This is a genomic window from Pseudoalteromonas sp. Z9A5 (assembly GCF_011378875.1).
Taxonomy (GTDB): Bacteria; Pseudomonadota; Gammaproteobacteria; order Enterobacterales; family Alteromonadaceae; genus Pseudoalteromonas.
Genome location: NZ_WTLC01000014.1, coordinates 73,032 through 93,583, shown reverse-complemented (window position 1 = coordinate 93,583; position 20,552 = coordinate 73,032). Strand labels below are relative to the sequence as shown.

The 20,552-nt window shown below is 38.4% G+C and carries 15 protein-coding genes and 1 tRNA gene; 12 read left to right on the top strand and 4 right to left on the bottom strand.

The window, feature by feature from the left end; genetic code table 11:
• Window positions 1-67 precede the first annotated feature (67 nt).
• The 4 genes from guaA (at window position 68) to rimI (ending at window position 2,747) form a co-directional block, all read left to right on the top strand.
• On the top strand, window positions 68-1,645 hold the full coding sequence (gene guaA, locus GQR56_RS09335; protein WP_024612329.1) for a glutamine-hydrolyzing GMP synthase: 1,578 nt from the start codon (window positions 68-70) through the stop codon (window positions 1,643-1,645).
• A 155-nt stretch (window positions 1,646-1,800) separates the two neighbouring features.
• Window positions 1,801-1,877, top strand: a tRNA-Trp gene (locus GQR56_RS09330).
• Between the two features lie 65 nt (window positions 1,878-1,942).
• Entirely contained in the window at window positions 1,943-2,293 is a 351-nt protein-coding gene (locus tag GQR56_RS09325) for a hypothetical protein (protein WP_166110665.1), read from the top strand.
• Window positions 2,280-2,747 (top strand): ribosomal protein S18-alanine N-acetyltransferase, encoded by a 468-nt coding sequence (gene rimI / locus GQR56_RS09320; RefSeq protein ID WP_024612331.1) that lies wholly within the window; start codon window positions 2,280-2,282, stop codon window positions 2,745-2,747. The genes GQR56_RS09325 and rimI overlap by 14 nt, the downstream gene beginning before the upstream one ends.
• 259 nt (window positions 2,748-3,006) lie before the next feature.
• On the opposite strand, the gene GQR56_RS09315 is transcribed toward rimI, so the two are convergent.
• Complete coding sequence (locus GQR56_RS09315; protein WP_166110662.1) at window positions 3,007-5,679, bottom strand: sensor histidine kinase; 2,673 nt, start codon at window positions 5,677-5,679, stop codon at window positions 3,007-3,009.
• A gap of 275 nt (window positions 5,680-5,954) precedes the next feature.
• Between GQR56_RS09315 and GQR56_RS09310 the strand changes: the two genes are divergently transcribed.
• On the top strand, window positions 5,955-6,866 hold the full coding sequence (locus GQR56_RS09310; RefSeq protein ID WP_166110659.1) for a LysR family transcriptional regulator: 912 nt from the start codon (window positions 5,955-5,957) through the stop codon (window positions 6,864-6,866).
• A gap of 20 nt (window positions 6,867-6,886) precedes the next feature.
• On the opposite strand, the gene GQR56_RS09305 is transcribed toward GQR56_RS09310, so the two are convergent.
• Window positions 6,887-7,126: a hypothetical protein gene (locus GQR56_RS09305; RefSeq protein ID WP_024612333.1), complete on the bottom strand. Its 240-nt coding sequence runs from the start codon at window positions 7,124-7,126 to the stop codon at window positions 6,887-6,889.
• Between the two features lie 547 nt (window positions 7,127-7,673).
• Here GQR56_RS09305 and prfC point away from each other — a divergent pair.
• The 4 genes from prfC to GQR56_RS09285 all read left to right on the top strand — a co-directional run bounded on the left by prfC (window position 7,674) and on the right by GQR56_RS09285 (window position 13,154).
• Window positions 7,674-9,263, top strand: coding sequence for a peptide chain release factor 3 (prfC, locus tag GQR56_RS09300; RefSeq protein WP_166110656.1), 1,590 nt, complete (start codon window positions 7,674-7,676; stop codon window positions 9,261-9,263).
• 59 nt (window positions 9,264-9,322) lie between these two features.
• Window positions 9,323-11,074, top strand: coding sequence for an arginine--tRNA ligase (gene argS / locus GQR56_RS09295; protein ID WP_166110653.1), 1,752 nt, complete (start codon window positions 9,323-9,325; stop codon window positions 11,072-11,074).
• A gap of 652 nt (window positions 11,075-11,726) precedes the next feature.
• Window positions 11,727-12,365, top strand: a complete 639-nt coding sequence (gene pdxH, locus GQR56_RS09290; protein ID WP_166110650.1) for a pyridoxamine 5'-phosphate oxidase — start codon at window positions 11,727-11,729, stop codon at window positions 12,363-12,365.
• 21 nt (window positions 12,366-12,386) lie between these two features.
• Window positions 12,387-13,154: a TatD family hydrolase gene (locus GQR56_RS09285; RefSeq protein WP_166110647.1), complete on the top strand. Its 768-nt coding sequence runs from the start codon at window positions 12,387-12,389 to the stop codon at window positions 13,152-13,154.
• On the opposite strand, the gene GQR56_RS09280 is transcribed toward GQR56_RS09285, so the two are convergent.
• Window positions 13,121-13,741 (bottom strand): AhpA/YtjB family protein, encoded by a 621-nt coding sequence (locus GQR56_RS09280; protein WP_024612337.1) that lies wholly within the window; start codon window positions 13,739-13,741, stop codon window positions 13,121-13,123. The two genes, GQR56_RS09285 and GQR56_RS09280, sit on opposite strands and share 34 nt — an antisense overlap.
• A 146-nt stretch (window positions 13,742-13,887) precedes the next feature.
• Here GQR56_RS09280 and serB point away from each other — a divergent pair, with 146 nt between their 5' ends.
• Window positions 13,888-14,916 (top strand): phosphoserine phosphatase SerB, encoded by a 1,029-nt coding sequence (serB, locus tag GQR56_RS09275; protein ID WP_166110644.1) that lies wholly within the window; start codon window positions 13,888-13,890, stop codon window positions 14,914-14,916.
• 20 nt (window positions 14,917-14,936) lie between these two features.
• Here serB and GQR56_RS09270 read toward each other — a convergent pair whose 3' ends face one another.
• A complete protein-coding gene (locus tag GQR56_RS09270) occupies window positions 14,937-17,414 on the bottom strand; it encodes a PilZ domain-containing protein (protein ID WP_166110641.1) in 2,478 nt (825 codons plus the stop codon).
• A gap of 365 nt (window positions 17,415-17,779) precedes the next feature.
• Here GQR56_RS09270 and radA point away from each other — a divergent pair, with 365 nt between their 5' ends.
• Window positions 17,780-19,165 carry a DNA repair protein RadA gene (radA, locus tag GQR56_RS09265; protein ID WP_024612340.1) on the top strand — a complete coding sequence of 462 codons (1,386 nt, stop codon included), beginning with the start codon at window positions 17,780-17,782 and terminating at the stop codon, window positions 19,163-19,165.
• A 75-nt stretch (window positions 19,166-19,240) separates the two neighbouring features.
• Window positions 19,241-20,173 carry a hypothetical protein gene (locus GQR56_RS09260; RefSeq protein ID WP_024612341.1) on the top strand — a complete coding sequence of 311 codons (933 nt, stop codon included), beginning with the start codon at window positions 19,241-19,243 and terminating at the stop codon, window positions 20,171-20,173.
• The last annotated feature ends 379 nt before the right edge of the window (window positions 20,174-20,552 follow it).

The following is a 20,552-nucleotide window of genomic DNA, read 5'->3' as shown; positions in this document are numbered from 1 at the left end:
GCAAGCCCTATTTTTAGTCGTTTACATTAACAAACGGCATTTAGCATCTGACTTTACGAGATACTCCATGAGCAAAGATATTCACGATTCACGAATTCTCATTTTAGACTTTGGTTCACAATACACTCAATTAATTGCCCGTCGTGTGCGCGAAATTGGTGTTTACTGTGAGCTTTGGGCATGGGATGTGACTGAAGAGCAAATCCGCGAGTTCAACCCACAAGGTATTATTCTTTCTGGTGGTCCAGAATCAACAACGCTTGAAAACAGCCCGCGCGCTCCTGAGTATGTATTTAATGCAGGCGTGCCTGTACTAGGTATTTGCTACGGTATGCAAACAATGGCAGCTCAACTAGGTGGTAGTGTACACAGCTCTGATAAAAAAGAGTTTGGTTATGCACAAGTTGAAAAAGCAGGTAATTGTGCATTGTTTGATGCGATTGAAGACAGTATCACCGATGGCGGCAACGGCGTACTTGACGTATGGATGAGCCATGGCGACAAAGTAATGAATATTCCAGCTGGTTTTACAACAACAGCTAAAACATCTACTTGTCCACATGCTGCAATGTCTAACGAAGAAAAACGTTTTTACGGCGTACAGTTTCACCCAGAAGTAACGCACACACATCAAGGTCAGCGCTTATTAGAGCGTTTTGCTATTGATATTTGTGGCTGTGAAAAATTGTGGACTGCTGCAAAAATTATCGATGATGCTATCGAGCGAATTAAAGAAACAGTCGGCGATGACGAAGTTATTTTAGGCCTTTCTGGTGGTGTTGATTCATCAGTTGTGGCTATGCTTATTCATCGTGCAATTGGCGAAAAGCTAACATGTGTATTTGTTGATAATGGTTTACTTCGTTTAAACGAAGGCCAACAAGTAATGGACATGTTTGGTAATAAATTTGGCTTAAACATTGTTAAAGTTGAAGCTGAAGAGCAGTTTTTAAATGATCTTGCCGGTAAGTCAGACCCAGAAGATAAGCGCAAAGCCATTGGCCACACGTTTATTAATGTGTTTGATGAGCAAGCTAAAAAGCTTAAAAATGCACAATGGCTAGCGCAAGGCACAATTTACCCTGACGTAATTGAATCTGCGGCATCTGCAACAGGCAAAGCGCATGTTATTAAATCTCACCACAATGTGGGCGGATTACCAGATGACATGAAAATGGGCCTTGTTGAGCCATTACGTGAGTTATTTAAAGATGAAGTACGTAAAATTGGTCTAGAGCTCGGTTTACCGTACGACATGCTTTACCGTCATCCTTTCCCTGGACCTGGTCTAGGTGTGCGTGTACTTGGCGAAATTAAAAAAGAATACTGTGATTTATTACGCCGCGCCGATGCGATTTTCATCGAAGAGCTTCACAAAGCTGAGCTTTACCATAAAGTAAGCCAAGCATTTACTGTATTCTTACCTGTTAAATCGGTAGGGGTTATGGGCGATGCACGTAAGTACGATTGGGTTGTATCACTTCGTTGTGTAGAAACAATCGACTTTATGACTGCGCGTTGGTCACATTTACCATATGAGTTTTTAGGTGTGGTTTCAAACCGTATCATTAACGAAATAGATGGTATTTCTCGTGTTGTTTACGATATTTCTGGTAAGCCACCAGCAACTATTGAATGGGAATAACTAACTTTAGTTTTTATTAACTAAAGTTAAGTGATTAAAAAACGGCGAATTAGCATGCTAATTCGCCGTTTTGTTTATTTAAAAGGCAGTTGAACTAAAAGTGTGATTTTTCTCTTTACCTTTGGCGAAACTTCTCTATAATTCGTCGTCATTGCAGGGGCGTAGTTCCAATTGGTAGAACAGCGGTCTCCAAAACCGATGGTTGGGAGTTCGAGTCTCTCCGCCCCTGCCATTTCTTCTTTACATCGTATTTATTAATTCTTATATTACCTTACTTACTAATTTCATCGAGTCGTTATGCATTCACGGTACGCAGCTGTTTTTGGTATTGAAAACCTCGAATTAAATAAACACTTTAAGCCAGCCGATAAATTTCCAGCTGATAGTCTTTCTGCAGATAGTGCTGCAGCAGATAGTCATGCATCCGATACTGCACCAAAAAATAATGTATTTGAGCCTATAGCGCTTTGTGAACAATTATTTGCAGATATTAAACGTGCAGCAGTACCAATTGCTATTAACAGCGTTGTACAAAGCGCTGAGATGCAATTAAATGACGATCAGCTAGTACTTACAACACCACAGCTCAGCACTGCCGATAAGCGCGCTTTATGGGCTTTAATGAGTGAACACCTTGATAAACTTTAAATCAGTAGACGAAACCGCAATATCTCAACTAATGGCGATAGAAACAGCGTGTCATAGCCATCCGTGGACTTTAAATACAATGAGTTCATGCATAGGCGGGCGCTACTTTAATGTAGCCGCGTTTGATGAGACGAACATGATTGGTTTTTATATCGGTGAAAAAGCAGGACCTGACTTTACGCTTATGGATATTTGCGTAATGCCAAACCAACAAGGAAAGGGGATTGCTAAGCAGTTGCTAGCTCAGTTTATTGAATATGGTGAACAGCAAAATGCTGAAAACTTATTTTTAGAAGTGCGTGAATCTAACTCACGTGCAATTAACTTGTATGAACGCGCAGGCTTTATTGAAATGTCAGTTCGTAAAAACTATTACCCAAGTGATAACCCAGCTAAAAATGGCTTTGAAGATGCTATTTTAATGGGTATGGCGTTAAGTTTGGGTTTTCAGTAAAACGCAATAGCTCAGCTATATGGTGTGTGAATTTGCTTTTTACTCACCGAAAAATTCTGACTAAAGGCATTAAATTTAAATACCATTATGGTTTGATGTATTAAAAAGCGTCTTGGTGTTAATTAGATTAATGTGCAGCGATACCAATAGCCATAAATACTTGAGTAATTTAACGAATTAAATCACCCATAACGTCGTTAAATATTTTCATTTAGAACAACTAAGTATAAAACGCATTAGGAGCCAAATAATCTAAGCTTTATACCTGTTTATTTCTTTGGCTTATTGAGAGCTCTATAGCTGCGATTAAAGTATCAATTAGCGCGTTATCAGGCATTTTCTGGCTACTTTTTAAGTTGTCTTCAAGTGCGCCAGCACTGTGGTAAATATCATCAAAGTTAAAGCACCCAGCGCTTCCTTTAATACTGTGTGCAACGCTTTGAAGTGTTTTGTAATCATCAGTGTGTTGCAATGCTTTTATCTCGACTAAATAAGTAGGTAAGTTAGCTAAATAGTTATCTGCAATTCGTAAAAAGTCATCGCTCTCTAGCAAACTATCCCATTTATTTTGATTGTCTTTTTCAAGATGTAAGTAACTTACTAATACGCTTTCTAGTGCATCTTTATCTATTGGTTTACCAAGTGCTTTGTCGCAACCGGCTTCTAAATAAGTGCCTATATCGTGGTTCATCACATTTGCGGTTAACGCGATGATGGGTCCATCATAAGCTGCGTGGCGCAGCATTTTAGTTGCCTCAAGCCCGCCCATTACCGGCATTTGCATATCCATAATAATTAATTGGTAATCGTTAACGAGTGCCATTTCTACGGCTTGCGCGCCATTACTAGCAATGTCAGGCTCAAGACCCCACGTTTGTAATAAGAGTTTAATTAATAGCTGGTTATCTGGGTTATCTTCGGCAACGAGTATATTTGCATCAAAGTGGTTGCTTGCAAATGATAGCAGTGGATCTTTTTCTGGGGTCAGTTGGCTTTGCTCTGTAAGTAGCTCTAGTTCAGGTGTTTTTCCTGCTAAGTGACACGCCACACTAATAGAAAAACGACTCCCTACACCCACCTCACTTTGCAACGCTACATCACCTCCAAGCAATTGTGCCAAGTTTTTAGAAATACATAGCCCAAGCCCTGTACCGCCAAAGCGACGAGTTGTTGTCGTATCAGCTTGTTCGAAGGGTTTAAAAACACGTTCTATTTGATGACTCGACATACCAATACCGGTATCTATGATTACAAATTCAATCATTTGCTTTTGTTTATGATAATGCACACAAATCGACACGCTACCTTGCTCAGTAAACTTCACTGCGTTGTTAGCTATATTTATAAGAATTTGTTTTAAACGAGTAATGTCGCTAAATATAGTGCGCGGCAGTGGTAGTTGGTAGTCAATATTAAGTGTTAATTGTTTTTCTTGTGCTAATGGTTGAATAATAGACTCTATATCGTGTACTAGCTGCACAACGTTAATTGGTGATTGATCTACCGCGAGCTTTTCAGCTTCTATTTTAGATAAATCTAAAATATTATTAATAAGTTCTAACAAATGCTTAGAGTTACGTAAAATAGTACTAAGGTGTTGCTTGTCGTTGGTTATTTTATCGTTATGTAATAGTTGCTCTGTAAAGCCCATAATAGCAGTTAGCGGTGTACGAATTTCGTGACTCATATTTGCTAAAAAGCGACTTTTAAGTTGGTTAGCTTGCTCTGCTTGTTTAATTGCAAGCTCAAGTTGGCTGTTCATTGCTTCAAGTGCTTTTGTACGGCTTTCTACTTTATCTTCTAAGTGATGTTTGTATTCTTCTAACTGTTGTTGATAGTGCCTTATTTGATTAACCATGTGATTAAAGTCGTTAAATAAAACACCTACTTCATCGTTAGTATGTGCAGGTAAATGCACCGATAAATCACCATCACCTACGCGATGACTTGCTGCTCCTAAAAGCTCAATAGGATTTAGTAGTAAGTTACGAACAACCACAAAAATCAAAATAGGCAGGGTGATCACCGAAATAATAACAATTAAGCCCGTTATTAGGCTTATTGCTTTGCCTGATTGGTAAAGTACCGCTTTTGGAATAGTCGAAACGTAGTAATAACCACCACTCATTTGTACTGCAAAAATCATCCGTTCTATTTTATCAATGCTTGATAGTTCAATAGTAGAAAGGGTGCCAATATCAGCTAAGTCGTGTATTTTATTTAACTCATATTCACTTATATATTGCCCACGCATATTGTAGTCAGAGCTAAATAATATTTTACCGTCTTTAGTGAGTAGTAAGTTGAGAGTGTTGTTATAGGGCGCTTCTAAAATACTGGTGTTAAGTATTGAGGGCTCAACATGTAATACAATAAAACCAAGTTGTTGCGGTCGCTTTAAGTAGTAATCAACGCTGTAAATTCGTTGAATGAAATACAAATTAGTTGTGCCATCAGCCTCTTGTTTCATAAACTGTTGCTGGCTTAAATTACTTTGCATTACTTTATCTATAAAAGGATAGCTTTTTGGAGCCGTTGTTAGATTATTAGAATAATAGGCGTCACTTTTTCCACTTGCTGAGACTAAATTAATACTAATTATGTCAGGATAGGCTTCACTGTAGCTGGCAAATACATCCATTAAAGCACCTAATCGATGGGTGTAGTTTCCATTGGTGCGAACATCATTTGCTAAAAAATCGCTAAGTACAGGAGAAGTCGAAAGTAACTTGGTCGTTGAATGAAAAGAATCTATGTAGTTAAATACTTTTTGTTGTTGCTGTTCAACAAATCGACTCATAATGAGGTCGGCTTGTTTTTGTGTGGAATTAGTTACATTGGTGAGCGTAAAGCCACCTAAAAATAGCAAAGGAAGAATAACAAGAGGTGTTATATACCACAATAATCTAATGCTTAACTTACTGGTTTTCATGACCAAACTACTTATCCTCCATGCAATCTATCAATAATATGCGTTACGACTTTATTACACAAGCTTGTGGCGGTCTTGGTGGCTAAATTACAGCCATTAGCTGTATGGTATTTAGCTCTATGTTGAGGTTTGTTTTTTTCATTAAGTTATTTTAATTTAATAAGTTACAGGTTTATAACCGTCATTTTGTTGTTTTAAAAAGTTTACATAAATTTACATCTTTTAAAGTCATTAATTTATTGTCAAAATGGGAAGCATCTTTTTAGAGTAAAAATATGAGCGCAAAAGATCTCACACACCTTTATTTGTTTTGCCAAGCTGTTCGTTACGGTGGGTTTGCTGCTGCGAGTTTACATATTGACGCATCGCCACCAACGCTTTCTCGTGCGGTTACCTCACTGGAGCAATCGTTATGTGAAAAGCTCGTACATAGAAATGCTAAACAGTTTCAATTAACGGCTGCTGGCGAGCAGTGTATTAAGCAGTTTTCACCTTTATTTGATACGTTATCTAGCAATTGGCAAGGGATAAATAATCAGCATAGTGAGCTAAGTGGTGATATTCATATATCGTGCCCTGAGCCATTTGCCGACTTTATTGTGCAGTCAATTGCTATCGATTTTATGACAGCGCACCCTAAAGTGAACATTCATATAAAGTTTGCATCAGACACTCAACGCTTTTTTGGTGATCAAATAGATTTAGCCGTTGTTACTAAACCTACAAAAACACCACACTTAATACAAAAGTTGTTATTTGAAATGCCATTAACGTTGGCTGCAAACTCTGATTATTTAAATAAATTTGGTCGCCCACAATGTGTTGAAGATTTAGAACAGCATAATTTATTGGCTGCAAACACGTTAGGTGCATGGCAAATAGAAGAAAATAATGAAAACAAACGTGTTGAATTAAATCCTAAATATTCAGTAAATAGCTTACGCCTAGCAACACATGCTGCAACTAAAGGCGTTGGCATTTGTTTATTACCTAAAAATGCACTTAATTCGTTTATAGATAAAGGGTCACTAGTACCGGTGCTTGAGCACACAAAGTGCCAAACAGGGCGAGGTTATTTAGTATGGTCAGACAGGATACTTATTCCTGCGCGAGTCGCAAAATTTAGAGATTTAATAATTGAAGAGCTAAAAAATGGTGCTGATTTTTTAGCTCAATTAAGTCGTTAGTCACTTTTATTAGCTTCTTATTAGGGAGCTGTTTGAACTAACCACTTAGTGACAAAAAAGCGTACGCTGCCTGCAATTATTAATAGGGTAGGAATTGTTATTGGTACCATTCGTTTTACTGTTGCAAGCCAAGGTTCAAACAATGGAGTACCTGCTGGGAGCGTACTGTAAAGCATAATAGCGGGCATTACGCTGAGCATGATTGGTAGTAAAATGACAACGATCATCGGAATTTGGTATTTGTAAGGAAGCTTTTTCATTGTTAAAACCCTTAATTATTAAAGTAGAGCAATTTTAACAATCGTATTAGGTTTCAAAAACAGCTTATATTGAAATTCAAAATTTCATAGTTGAAATCTTGTTGTGATTTATTTAGCGTTGTTAAAGTTTATAACTCCAAAGGTAAGTTGTAAGTCTTCATTAATAAAAAAGATCAGCTAATAACTAACCATTGATTGTTTAAAAGGCCAAGATCAGCGAAAATAGTCTTCAATTACGATTAACATAACGGATCGCATGTGAGGGGCCAATTTAGGGCTTTTCTGATGGTGTGTTGAGCTTTCGAGGTTGCCTTATACCAATATTATTAAAAACATGATTATTCTAGCGTATTAAATAACTCACTAACTACGTTCAAAATTATTCATAGAGAACAACTCTATGTCATAATTTTCGCCTTGTTATTGCGCTATTTTCTTATCGCTATAATAGATCACTAATTTAATGTAATTGGTATTATTTAAGCCTTGAAAGCTCAGCATACTTAAAGTGGATAATATCCGTATACAAACTAAAAGAACTTTTTTAATGGCAGATCAAAATCTCCTTAGTGAAATTAATAAACGACGTACCTTTGCTATCATCTCTCACCCGGATGCTGGTAAAACAACCATTACCGAAAAAGTATTGTTATTCGGACAAGCGATTCAACGAGCCGGTACTGTAAAAGGCCGTGGTTCTAACCAACATGCAAAGTCTGACTGGATGGAAATGGAAAAAGAGCGTGGTATATCAGTTACTACCTCTGTAATGCAGTTTCCGTATAAAGACGCTTTGGTTAACTTACTAGATACACCAGGACACGAAGATTTCTCTGAAGATACTTACCGTACATTAACCGCAGTAGATTCGTGTTTAATGGTAATTGATGCAGCAAAAGGTGTAGAAGACCGTACTCGTAAGTTAATGGAAGTAACACGCCTACGTACAACACCAATCGTTACATTTATGAACAAATGTGACCGTGAAATTCGCGACCCGATGGAAGTGTTAGACGAAGTTGAAACAGAACTGAAAATTGCGTGTGCACCTATTACATGGCCAATTGGCTGTGGTAAAGAGTTTAAAGGTGTTTACCATATTCACAATGACGAAGCTATTTTATACAAATCAGGTCAAGGACATAAAATTCAAGAAGTTCGTACCATTAAAGGCCTTGATAACCCTGAGCTAGATATTGCCATTGGTGAAGATTTAGCCGTGCAATTGCGTGACGAGCTTGAGCTTGTTATTGGTGCATCAAATGAATTTGATTTAGAGCTGTTTTTAGCTGGTGAGCTTTCGCCTGTTTATTATGGTACTGCACTAGGTAACTTTGGTGTTGACCACGTTTTAGATGGTTTGACTAGATGGGCTCCAACGCCATTACCGCGCGAAACAGAAGACAGACTTATTGTTGCAACTGAAGAAAACTTTACCGGTTTTGTATTTAAAATTCAGGCCAACATGGACCCAAAACACCGTGACCGTATTGCATTTATGCGTATTGTATCGGGTAAGTACAATCAAGGCATGAAGATGAATCATGTACGATTGGGTAAACAGGTTAGTATTTCTGATGCGGTAACTTTTATGGCGGGCGACCGTGAGCGTGCAGCTGATGCTTACGCGGGCGACATTATTGGTTTACATAACCACGGTACCATTCAAATTGGTGATACGTTCACGCAAGGCGAAAAACTTAAATTTAGTGGTATTCCTAACTTTGCGCCTGAATTATTCCGTCGTATTCGTCTTCGCGATCCGCTTAAGCAAAAGCAATTATTAAAAGGCTTAGTACAGCTTTCTGAAGAAGGTGCTGTGCAAGTATTTAGACCGCTTATAAACAACGATTTAATTGTGGGCGCGGTAGGTGTACTTCAGTTTGATGTAGTTGTTGCGCGTTTAAAAGCTGAATATAACGTAGATGCTATTTACGAAGGTGTAAACGTAAATACAGCGCGTTGGGTAAGCAGCGACGATGTTAAAAAGTTTGAAGACTTTAAGCGTAAGTGCGAAAGCAATTTAGCACTCGATGGTGGAGATAACTTAACTTACATTGCGCCAAGCCGTGTAAATCTTAATTTATCGGTAGAGCGCTACCCAGAAGTAACGTTTAACCATACACGCGAAAACTAGAGCTCATTTACAAGAATTAAAAGAAAGCCTGCTTTGGCGGGCTTACAAAGGTAAAAAATATGAATATTCGTACTATTTTAATAGAAAAAGCCATTGCCGCTATGGCTGGCGCAGGCTTACCTGAAGATACAAATCCAGCCGTAACGCAAAGCACACGCCCACAATTTGGTGATTACCAAATTAATGCAGCTATGGGCGCGGCTAAAAAAATGAAAAGCAACCCACGTGAGCTTGCGCAAAAAATTATAGATAACCTTGATGTAAGCGATATTGCTCAAAAGACTGAAATTGCGGGTCCTGGTTTTATTAATATTCATTTAAAGCCTGAGTTTTTAGCGCAAAGCGTTAAAGCAGCTAATAGCGATGCAAAGCTTGCTGTAAACGAGCACGCTAACCCACAAAAAGTGGTTGTTGACTATTCATCACCAAACCTTGCTAAAGAAATGCACGTAGGCCATTTACGTTCAACCATTATTGGTGACTCAATTGTACGTGCGCTTGAATTTAGAGGCGATACGGTTGTGCGTCAAAATCACATGGGTGATTGGGGCACGCAATTTGGTATGTTAATCGCGCATTTAGAAGATCAAATTAGCGAAGGTGTTGATTTAGATTCTGTAGCGCTTGCTGATTTAGAAACCTTTTACCGCGATGCTAAAAAACGTTTTGACGACGAAGAAGGCTTTGCAGATAAAGCCCGTAATTACGTTGTTAAATTACAAGGTGGCGACGCGCACTGTGAAAAGCTTTGGAAACTATTTATAGCAACCTCAGTTAAGCACTCTGAAGAAGTATACAAACGTTTAAATGTAACGCTTACTGAAGCTGATATTATGGCTGAAAGCGCCTACAACGCAGAGCTTAACGATATTATTAGCCTGCTTAAAGATAAAAACATTGCAGTAGAGTCGCAAGGTGCACAAGTTGTATTTTTAGATGAACTTGCTAACAAAGATGGCGAGCCATCTGCGTTTATTGTGCAAAAATCTGGCGGTGGCTTTTTATATGCAACAACCGATTTAGCGGCATGTGATTATCGCTCAAATAAACTAGGTGCTGATCGTATCTTAATTTTTGTTGATGCGCGTCAAAACCTGCATTTTACTCAGGTAGAGCTAACAGCGCGTAAAGCAGGTTTATTAAGAGACGAAACAAGCTACGAGTTTTGCCCGTTTGGCACCATGATGGGCGCCGATAATAAACCATTTAAAACACGTACCGGCGGCACAGTTAAGCTAGCTGACTTATTAGAAGAGTCAATTAACCGCGCAGCAACTAAATTAGCTGAACGCGAGTCTGACTTAAGTGATAGCGAGCGCAGCGAAATTGCCCGTAAAGTAGGTATTGGCGCAGTTAAATACGCCGACCTTTCTAAGCACCGTACCAGCGATTACATTTTTAACTGGGACAGCATGCTAAGCTTTGAAGGCGCAACCGCCCCTTACTTACAATATGCTTATACACGTATACGCAGTATTTTCCGTAAGTCAGATTTAAGTGCCGAAGCGCTAACTCTTCTTGGTGTTAATGTTAAAATAGTTGAGCCTCAAGAAAAAGCACTTGCACTTAAGCTACTACAGCTTGAAGAAGTACTTGATTTAATGATCAATGAAGCAACACCGCACGTATTATGTGGTTACTTATACGAGCTAGCAAGCTTATACATGACATTTTACGAAGCCTGCCCAGTGCTCAAAGAAGGCGTAGAGCCAAGCGTACGTGATAGCCGTTTAGTGTTGTGTAATTTGGTTTCTAAAACATTAGAGACAGGATTAGACTTGCTAGGCATTGAAGTTATGGAGCAAATGTAATCACCGTCGTATTTTAACCTAATACTGCGTTATCCACCCCTACTTACCCTAATTACATACAAACCGTATGCTCATAGGGATAAGTAGGGTTGGATGCCTTGTCTTAGGCTAAACTACTTAGGTGAACCGTCTGCTGCGTGTAGTTCGCTTTAGCTGCGTTGGTAAAACTATTTAGCCTAAGTCACATACAAACCGTATGTTCCTTGGCATAATTAGTTCTACCGCCTTGCTAGCACTCCTACACTTGCAGATACCTGAGTTGTGTAGTTCGCTTTGACTGCGTTGTCGTGCTTTTTTAGCCTAAGTCACATACCAAATGTATGCTCCTTGGCATAAAAAAGCACTCCGCCTTGTCAGCACTCCTACACTTGCAGATATAATGTTTTACATTGTAGGTTGGGTTGAGTGAAACGAAACCCAACGATACACCTGAGACTCTATGTTTACTGCTATCGAATGCACCTGAGGCTCTGTGTTTATTGCTATCGAATGCACCTGGGACTCTATGTTTACTGCTATCGAATGCACCTGAGGTTCTGTGTTTATTGCTATCGCATATACCTGAATCTTAATATTTGTTATTACTCAACATCTATTGTTTTAAGCTCGCTACTCTAAGCTCTTTTCTAAGGCTTTATTTAAAGGACTTGTTATGAAACTCGAAGATATCCGTCGTGAATACCTGCAAGACGCGTTAAGCGAAGATAATTTGCAAGATGATCCGTTTAAGCAGTTTGAAACGTGGCTTGAGCATGCGGTAGCAAGCAAACTACCCGATCCAACAGCGATGGTTGTAGCAACCGTTGATGAAACCGGTCAACCTTCACAGCGTATTGTGCTTTTAAAGCATTTGGATGATAACGGTTTTGTATTTTTTACCAATACGGGCTCGCGTAAAGCGCAAGAGCTTAAAGGTAATAACAAAATATCGCTGCATTTTCCGTGGCACCACATGGAACGTCAAGTTATTGTGTATGGCGAGGCTAAACCATTACCTACCTCTGCTGTGGCAAAGTACTTTTTATCTCGCCCTAAAGAAAGCCAATTAGCCGCATGGGCGTCAGCGCAAAGCCGTCCGGTGTCATCACGTAAAGTACTCATGGAAACCTTCGCCAACATGAAAAGTAAGTTTGCTAAAGGTGAAATTCCATTGCCTGACTTTTGGGGCGGATATTGTGTAGTACCCACTAAAATTGAGTTTTGGCAAGGTGGGGCACATCGTTTGCATGACCGCTTTATATATCAGCGCCAAGTAGATAATAGCTGGCAAATTACACGCTTAAACCCTTAATAAATAGATGAGTAAGTAACCGTGCAATTTATTGACTCTCATTGCCACCTCGACTTTAGCGAGTTTGATTCGAATCGTGAATCGCTCATAAACGAGTGTGTAGCAAAGGGAGTTAATCAGTTTGTTGTACCGGGTATTACGCTTGCTCAATCGCATGCTCTCATAAAATTCAAAGCAACTTACCCAAGTATAAAAATAGCCGCAGGGCTACATCCTTACTTTTTAGAGCAACATAAAGAATCGCACATAGAAGCGTTATTTGATTTTGCGACTGCAAATAAGCATCAGTTGGTGGCTATTGGAGAATGCGGGCTTGATCGAAGTATTGAAAACCTCTCTAAACAAACTTATTTATTTGAACAGCAAATAAAGCTTTCTAACGAGCTAAGCTTACCGCTTATTGTACATCACAGACAAAGCCATGATTTAATTGCGCAATCGTTTAAACGGTGTAAGCCAAAAAATGGGGGAGTGATTCATGCCTTTTCGGGATCAATCCAACAAGCGCAGTATTATATAAAGCAAGGTTTTAAGCTTGGTGTAGGCGGTGTTATTACTTATGAACGCGCAGTTAAAACACGGGCTGTTATTGCTGCTATTGAGCCAAAGCACTTAGTGCTTGAAACCGATTCGCCCTCAATGCCGTTAAGCGGCTATCAGGGGGAAGTTAACACGCCACTGCATATACCTAATGTATTTAACGCGTTATGTGATTTAAAGCCACACAGCAAGAGAGAGGCGCTTGCAAAGCAGCTCTACGATTCTTGCTCAGATGTTTTTTGTATATAACGGTTTACTTGCCAACGTTTTAATCCACGCCCTAATTGCCACGTAAAAATACAAGCAATTACTAGCATTAATAGTACCTGTCGACCTAAATCATGAAAATGATTATGGCTGTCAGATATTGCCGCACGAGTTAAATAGGTAACAGATACAAATCCAAGCGGGCGGTCGTCATCGCTAATTACAGGTTCTACAAAAGGTGTTTTTAGTTTACTAATCCCAGGGGTAGAGTCGGGAAGTTGGCCAAATATATGGTGAGATTGCCAATTATCGCTACTTGCTATCAAAATACCTTGTTGATCATAAATAGTGGCTGAAAGCACAAACTCATCTTTACTTATGTCGTTACATATTTCGTTGAGTTGCGGTTTGTTTTTTTCAATTAAAGGAGTTTTAACATTCAAAGCCATAAATTTAGTCATGCTTTGTGCTGTACTATCAGCGCTATCGTAAAGCAATTGATGGCTTTGAAAACTACTGTTTACGCCAACCCAGCTTAGTAACACAAAACAACCAGCCGCAAGAAACAAGCGTACTAAACGCTTTCTTTGAGATGCCGTAATAGGGTTTTTAAGATGGTTATTTTTCATAGTCACCGTATATGCTGCTGACAGCATTTTAATTTGATGTTACAACTAGGGTAACTATACCCTTAAACCCTACCTGATGGCGAATTTAGCGTTAATAATTACTGATTTTAATATGCCAACTATCAGGAAATAAATACGGAGATCCCATGTCGAAAACGAACATGGCACAGCCACCTACTGAACAATCATTAGTAAACTTAACTTTAAATAAATGGTTTAGTTACCAAGATAGTGTTTTTTTACCGCTTACTAATATTCCAAATAAGCAGCAGGGATTATTTAGTATTGCATTTGCTGGCGACTTTGATGTTAGCAGCGTTAATAGCATTATTGATTTTTTGGCAAAGCAAAATCAAATCGTCACCGCTATATGCCAGTATCAACCTGATTTAGGATTAGCACCTGCATTGTGTTTTTACGCAAAAAATGCAGAGCAAGCTATAAACCCGCTAGTGTTACAAGAGTTTTCACACACTTTAGATTGCCAGCTAGTACAAGTTGCTACGCCGCCTAGTTTATATAAACCTGGTTTGTTGGTTATGGACATGGATTCAACCGCAATTACAATTGAATGCATAGACGAAATAGCCCGCCTTGCAGATGTATATGACGAAGTTGCCTCTGTAACAGCACTTGCAATGGCGGGTAAACTTGATTTTAGTGAGAGTTTAAATCAGCGTGTAGCTAAGCTTGAAGGAATTGAAAAAAGCTTAATTGAAGAGCTAAAAAGTGCATTGCCACTCATGCCTGGTATTAAAGTGCTGTGCCAAATTTTAAAACAGCATGACTGGTATTTAGCAATCGCATCAGGTGGTTTTGTACCGTTTGCAGAGCGCGTTCAAGAGCTTATTAATTTAGATGAAGTACACGCTAATGTACTCGAATTTAAAGACGATAAACTAACAGGTAAAGTACTTGGTACAATTGTAGATGCACAGCAAAAAGCAATTATTCTAGAGTCGTTACAACATAAACTAGGGCTGGAGAAGTCGCAAACAGTTGCTATTGGTGATGGTGCAAATGATTTAGTAATGATGGCAAAAGCAGGTTTAGGTGTAGCAGTACATGGTAAACCTAAAGTGGTTGAACAAGCCCAAGCTGCTATTTGTGAAGGATCATTATTGCAATTGTTGTATATGTTGGCTATTCCGTTAGAAAATGAGCCAGCTCTTTAAAATAAACTAAGTTAAACCGCTTAACGTAAGCGGTTTAACCAAATTAGTTTTCGACGTCCCATCTGATCGACCTGTTGTTGGTCAAGCTGTAAATGGCTTAAAGCTTCTTCGGTTATATCAACTACATCGCCAACACCGGCTACTGACCATAATGCATCTTCTAAATCTTTTGCTTTGTGCAGTGCGTATTGGCTAACATAATTTAATTCGTTCGATAAGTAATCGGTATCTGGACGCCCTGTACGCGAAATATATAAACGCATAATAAATATAAGCTCCGATTTAACACCTTTGCTTATTTGCTCTAAAAATTCACTGTAATCTTCGCCTAATACGCACTGACTAGTAATTGCATCTTCAATTTTACTTTTACGAGGGTTAAAGTTAATAGCTAAAGTAAACGCGAGAGGCGGATCTTGACGACTACGATCTTTAATACTTGGGGTGATCACATTAACTATTTGATCTTTAGTTAATATGCTCGATAAATCTGTTTTGTTATTTAACAAACCAAAATTTTGTAAAATTACATGCAGTGGACTTGCGTACAAGCCAAAGCCGATAGCTCCGGTTGCAAAGTGAGCTGCTTCTTTATGCAAGTACAGAGGAAATTGACACACACTTTTTGTAACCATGTTTCTAAGTGCAGTAGAAAGCCCCTCTACTTTAGGTGACTCTTCCGATATTTTTAGTTTATCTTTATTGCTTTCAATTAACTGAGTGAAAAAAGAGACACCTGAATGTGGTAAATCAGCAATTCTATTCGCTTTTAAATTAATAGTAGTAAATGACTTGCTTACAGCCATTGTTTCGTATTTTAATTCACTAAGTTTATGTTTTTTAGTTATTTTTTGTAGATCTGGAAATGAAAGTAAAACCACATCTCCTTTTTTAAAGGTAACCGGTTGCTCGCATTCTATTTGTAAACCCATCACCGAAAAATCGCGTGTATAACCTTTTATAATTACATCATTAATACTTACTTCAACAACTGTTTTATAAAGGTAGCGTTTATGCGAGCGTAAATTTACATACTCAAGCGCAACAATATCTAAATAAGGCGGAGTTTTGTGTTTAGCATGCCCAAAATGTTTGAGCTGATTAACTGTGGATTTATCATAAGTTAGCTTTTTGTATTGTTGTTGTTCAATATTATTTCCAATACTGGTCAGTACAACTACGTATTTAACATCTTTTATAAGCCCTTCTACACGTGGTGAAGGTGGCTTATTTAGTTTTTCTATATTTGTGCCAGCACTATTTGGTAACGAAAGCGGTATGTAAGAATCGTCTGGGTGACTTGGCATTATTTGTATTTTAAAACACTGCCAGCTTTCTTTTTGACTGCCAAAACCTAAAAATAAGTTACTTAGTTCGGTGTTACTATTAAGCTCACTTCGTGTTGCTGAGTAATAATAAATTTTACCAGAAGAAACATGAGTGAAAGTATAAAGGTAATCTTCTTTAACGGCAGTTGGCTGTGTTAATAATTGAGACACACGCTGATGGTTAAGCACATTATATAAACAGGGTATTTTTCTTTCATCAGTAAAGTAGCGTTGAATAAAAATATTATTTTCGGTGGTTAAACTAAGGCTTGGGTAATATTGCTCATTATTTTTGCTTAAAAACACGTATAAAGAGGTTACCCGTGGAATATAATATTGCTCATAGCCTTTTGAAACTACAGCATCGAGTGTGTTATCTAGATTAACTTTATAGCGGCGCTTATTACCGTGAATAAAGCTTTCTAAAAATCCGTCAAAAGCCTCGTTTTTCTCAATGTAAGTGCGTTTCAAACGAATATGATTAAATTCACGGGAAATGTTTTCTACGGCAACGACTTCGTATTGTATGCCATTTTTTAAACCCAGTTCAAAATCTTGCTCAAGGCCTACTAAACGCATAGCGATAAGTTGACCTTTTTTTACTACGTACCGTGTTGCAAGCTTTACTTTACAACCGCTTAATGAAATATCAGATGTGCTTGCAGCAAGATTTTTTTTATCATTATACCCAATAGTAACTTTTATTGAGTAGTTCATACGCTCTTCACGGCGGCTTTCGTATGAGGCAAACTTAATTACGCTGGTGCTAAGCGAATCATCTAGTTCTTGTATTTCAGCCTGCTCGGCGGCTTGCTTTTGCAATACGCGATGGTTGTTTTCGGTGCTCATTACAGCTTCGTAAACGGCTAGTGTATATTCGCCATGTTGCTGTAGGGCTTTTTCAAACACTTCAATGGCTGTGTCATCCATAAAGTGTTGTTTACCGTTGTGCTCGTATGGCTTTACTTGTCCTGTTACTAAACCGCGTAAATCAACAAAGCGTGCCACAGGCTGAGACAAGCGTGACATTTCCATTTTCATCAAAAACTGCTCAGGTTTAGTTAGCCCCGCAGTTTTCGATTTGAAAATTAGGTCAAACTTAGCGTTGCCTAAATATTGTTTTAGTTCATTCACGAGGTCTTCGTGTTTGAGCATTATGTCATCAGCCATTTATAAAACCATCACCGTCTAATTGAAAAAGTAGGTATACTGTTAAGTCATTTATTAGAAATTCAATAAACGTTAAATCGTGCTATGTTATTAATATAGGTACGATTATTCGAGTAACTACAGTTTAGCTCTTGTTATTATGTGTTATTTGCCATTTTATTGGCAAGTTACTTTAAACTATTTTCGAAGCAAAAAGTATGCCCTAAATTATAGTAAAAAAGAAAATAGCATTTGTGTTTAATGATTGTGGTGCTGAATTTCCCCGTTGGCAAGAGTATGTTGCTAAACAAAAGCATGAAATGGCAAAATAAGTACTTAAAAATAAGTATTTTAAAAATTAAAGATATAAGTAGGTAAGATAATTAATGGCTAAAGCGGCAAAAATAGAGTTTGTGTGTACAGAATGTGGCATGAACTACCCACGTTGGCAGGGTCAATGCCGCTGCGGTGGGTGGAACACATTAGCAGAATTTAAACCTTCGGCAGGGCAAAGTCAAAAAGCATCAGCACGAGCAAGCGTAGGTGGCTATGCTGGTGGCATTGGTGGTGGCTCTAAAAAAATTAATGACATCACTACAACAGAAGCTGAAAAACAGCTAACTGAGATTGGTGAGCTCGACCGTGTTTTAAGCGGTGGTGTTACAACGGGGTCTGTTAATATAATCTCAGGCGATCCTGGTGCAGGTAAAACAACGCTGCTGTCTGATTTAGTGGCAAGAATGTCGCAGCGCATGCCATCACTTTACTGTACGGCAGAAGAGTCTTTATCGCAGTTTAAAAACAGAGTAAATCGTTTAAAATTAAACTATAACGCTGATGAGCTTTATTTATTATCAGAAACCAGTGTTGAAGTTATTATTGAAGAGCTTGAGAAGAATAAAATTAAGTTTGCTGTTATCGACTCTATTCAAGCAGTTGTAACCGATACGGCAAATGGCAGCCCTGGTTCGCCTTCGCAAGTAAAAAGTGCCGCGCAAGCACTTACTCAATACTGTAAGCAAAATGATGTAACTATGTTCATTATTGCCCATGTAAATAAAAACAACGAAATAGCAGGTCCCCAAACACTAGTTCATATAGTTGATGCACTTTTACATATAGATACCAACGATGGACAAATTAGAACGCTAAGAGCAAATAAAAACCGCTTTGGTGATATTGATACCGTTGGTATTTTTAAAATGTGCGAACGCGGAATGCTAAGCGTTGATAACCCAAGTGAAATATTTTTATCGGGCTCCACCACAGATTCACCAGGGTCTACAATTACGTGCATACGTAAAGGCAATCGTAATTTATTACTCGAAATTCAGTGTTTAACCACCGAAACAGAGGCAGAATTCCCGCAGCGTGTTTGTGTTGGTTTAAACATGAATCGTATAAAAATGCTGACTGGCATATTGCGTAAACACACTAAAACTAAAATATTCCACGATACATTTTTTAATATTGTGGGTGGCTTAAGAATCGATGAGACAGAAACCTGTATAGATTTGGCGTTAGTTACCGCGCTACTTAGCAGTTTAAATGAATTTGTAGTGCCTCGTACTACTTGCATTATGGGAGAGCTTAGCTTAAACGGCGATGTACGCCCAATCGACAGTGGTGTACCGCGCGTTAAAGAAGCTGCACAGCATGGATTTACCGAAATATTTATTCCATTTCGTAATTATCATAAATCAATGGAAGGGCTGGGCGCTAAAATTACGCCGGTAAAAACGGTGCATGAGTTACTTAGTTTGATTAATTAACACTTATCGGTGATGTTCTTCAGTGTTACTCTTAAGTAGAGACAATTTATATAAAGAATTAAATAAGGAAATAACATGAAAAAATTAGTTATAGTTGCAGCGATTATTGCTGCGGGCGTTGGTGGTGTTAGCTATGCAAATTACGTGGCAACGCAAGAAGTGCGTGCAGAAGTAGACAAGCAACTGGCTTTAGTTAGCGAGCAAACAGGCGCTACATTTAAATATGCTGGCTTATCGGCAAGTGTTATTTCAAAAAGCGTAGAAATTACAAATATGGAAGTGATAAGCCCTGAGGGTGACAATGTTGCTAATATTCAAAGCATCGAAGTAACCGGTTATGAGCCAGATAAAATTTCTCCTCATACATCGTTTGATGTAAAAAGCTTTCAGTTTAATAAAGACTTTGTAGCAAAATTACCTGCTGATACAAATCCAATGCTAGCGACAGCCAGTTACGATTTGCATTCATCACTTGATTACGATGAACAGTCGGGCGACAGTGATGTAGTTGTTAAGCTTGATGCAAAAGATATTATTAGTTTTAATATGGATATGGGCTTAGCTAACTCTAAAGCACTTATGGAAGCATCACTTGAGATAAGCAAAGCGCAGCGAGCAGCAGGCAACGAGCCTCTTTCGTATGAGCAACAGTTACAGCAACAAACATTAATAATGCAAGCTATGAGCAAGCTAGAGCCTCGTAGCGTTAACCTTGTTTTAAATAACCAAGGCGAGCTTAAAGAACTTTTAGAAAGTGAGCTTAAAAAGCAAGGTATGAGCGTTGAGCAAATGCAAATGATGGTTGAGCAACAGTTACAACAAGCTCCAGTAACTGACGAAATAGCGCAAGCAATTATTGGTTTTGTTAAAGGCTTAAATTCATTTTCAATGTCGGCTAAGTTACCTGAAGGCAAAACTATGATGGAAGTTAATCAACAAATAATGATGCTTGTAGGTCAACCTGATGAGCTAGTTAAGTTTATTAACTTAGAAGTTAAAGGCGATTAATAATTGTTTTAGTTGTTTGCTGTCAATGAACCTAAAAAGGTATTGATAGCTCAATTCAAATAATTCAAGCGTGAGTATTACTCGCGCTTTTTTGTGCCTTGATGTTTTTATTTTAAATGGTGTTATTTAAACTACTCTAATATTTAAAAAGCGAGGTATAAAACCTCACCTACAAAACCTCACCTACAAAACCTCACCTACAAAACCTCACCTACAAAACCTCACCTACAAAACGACATACACCCAAATGTAGGTGCGATTTTGCATCGCGCTCATGTCAGGTGACCCCAATACTTTAAAGTAAAGCGAGGTATAAAACCTCACCTACAAAACAACATACACCCAATGTAGGTACGATTTTACATCGCGCACATGTAAC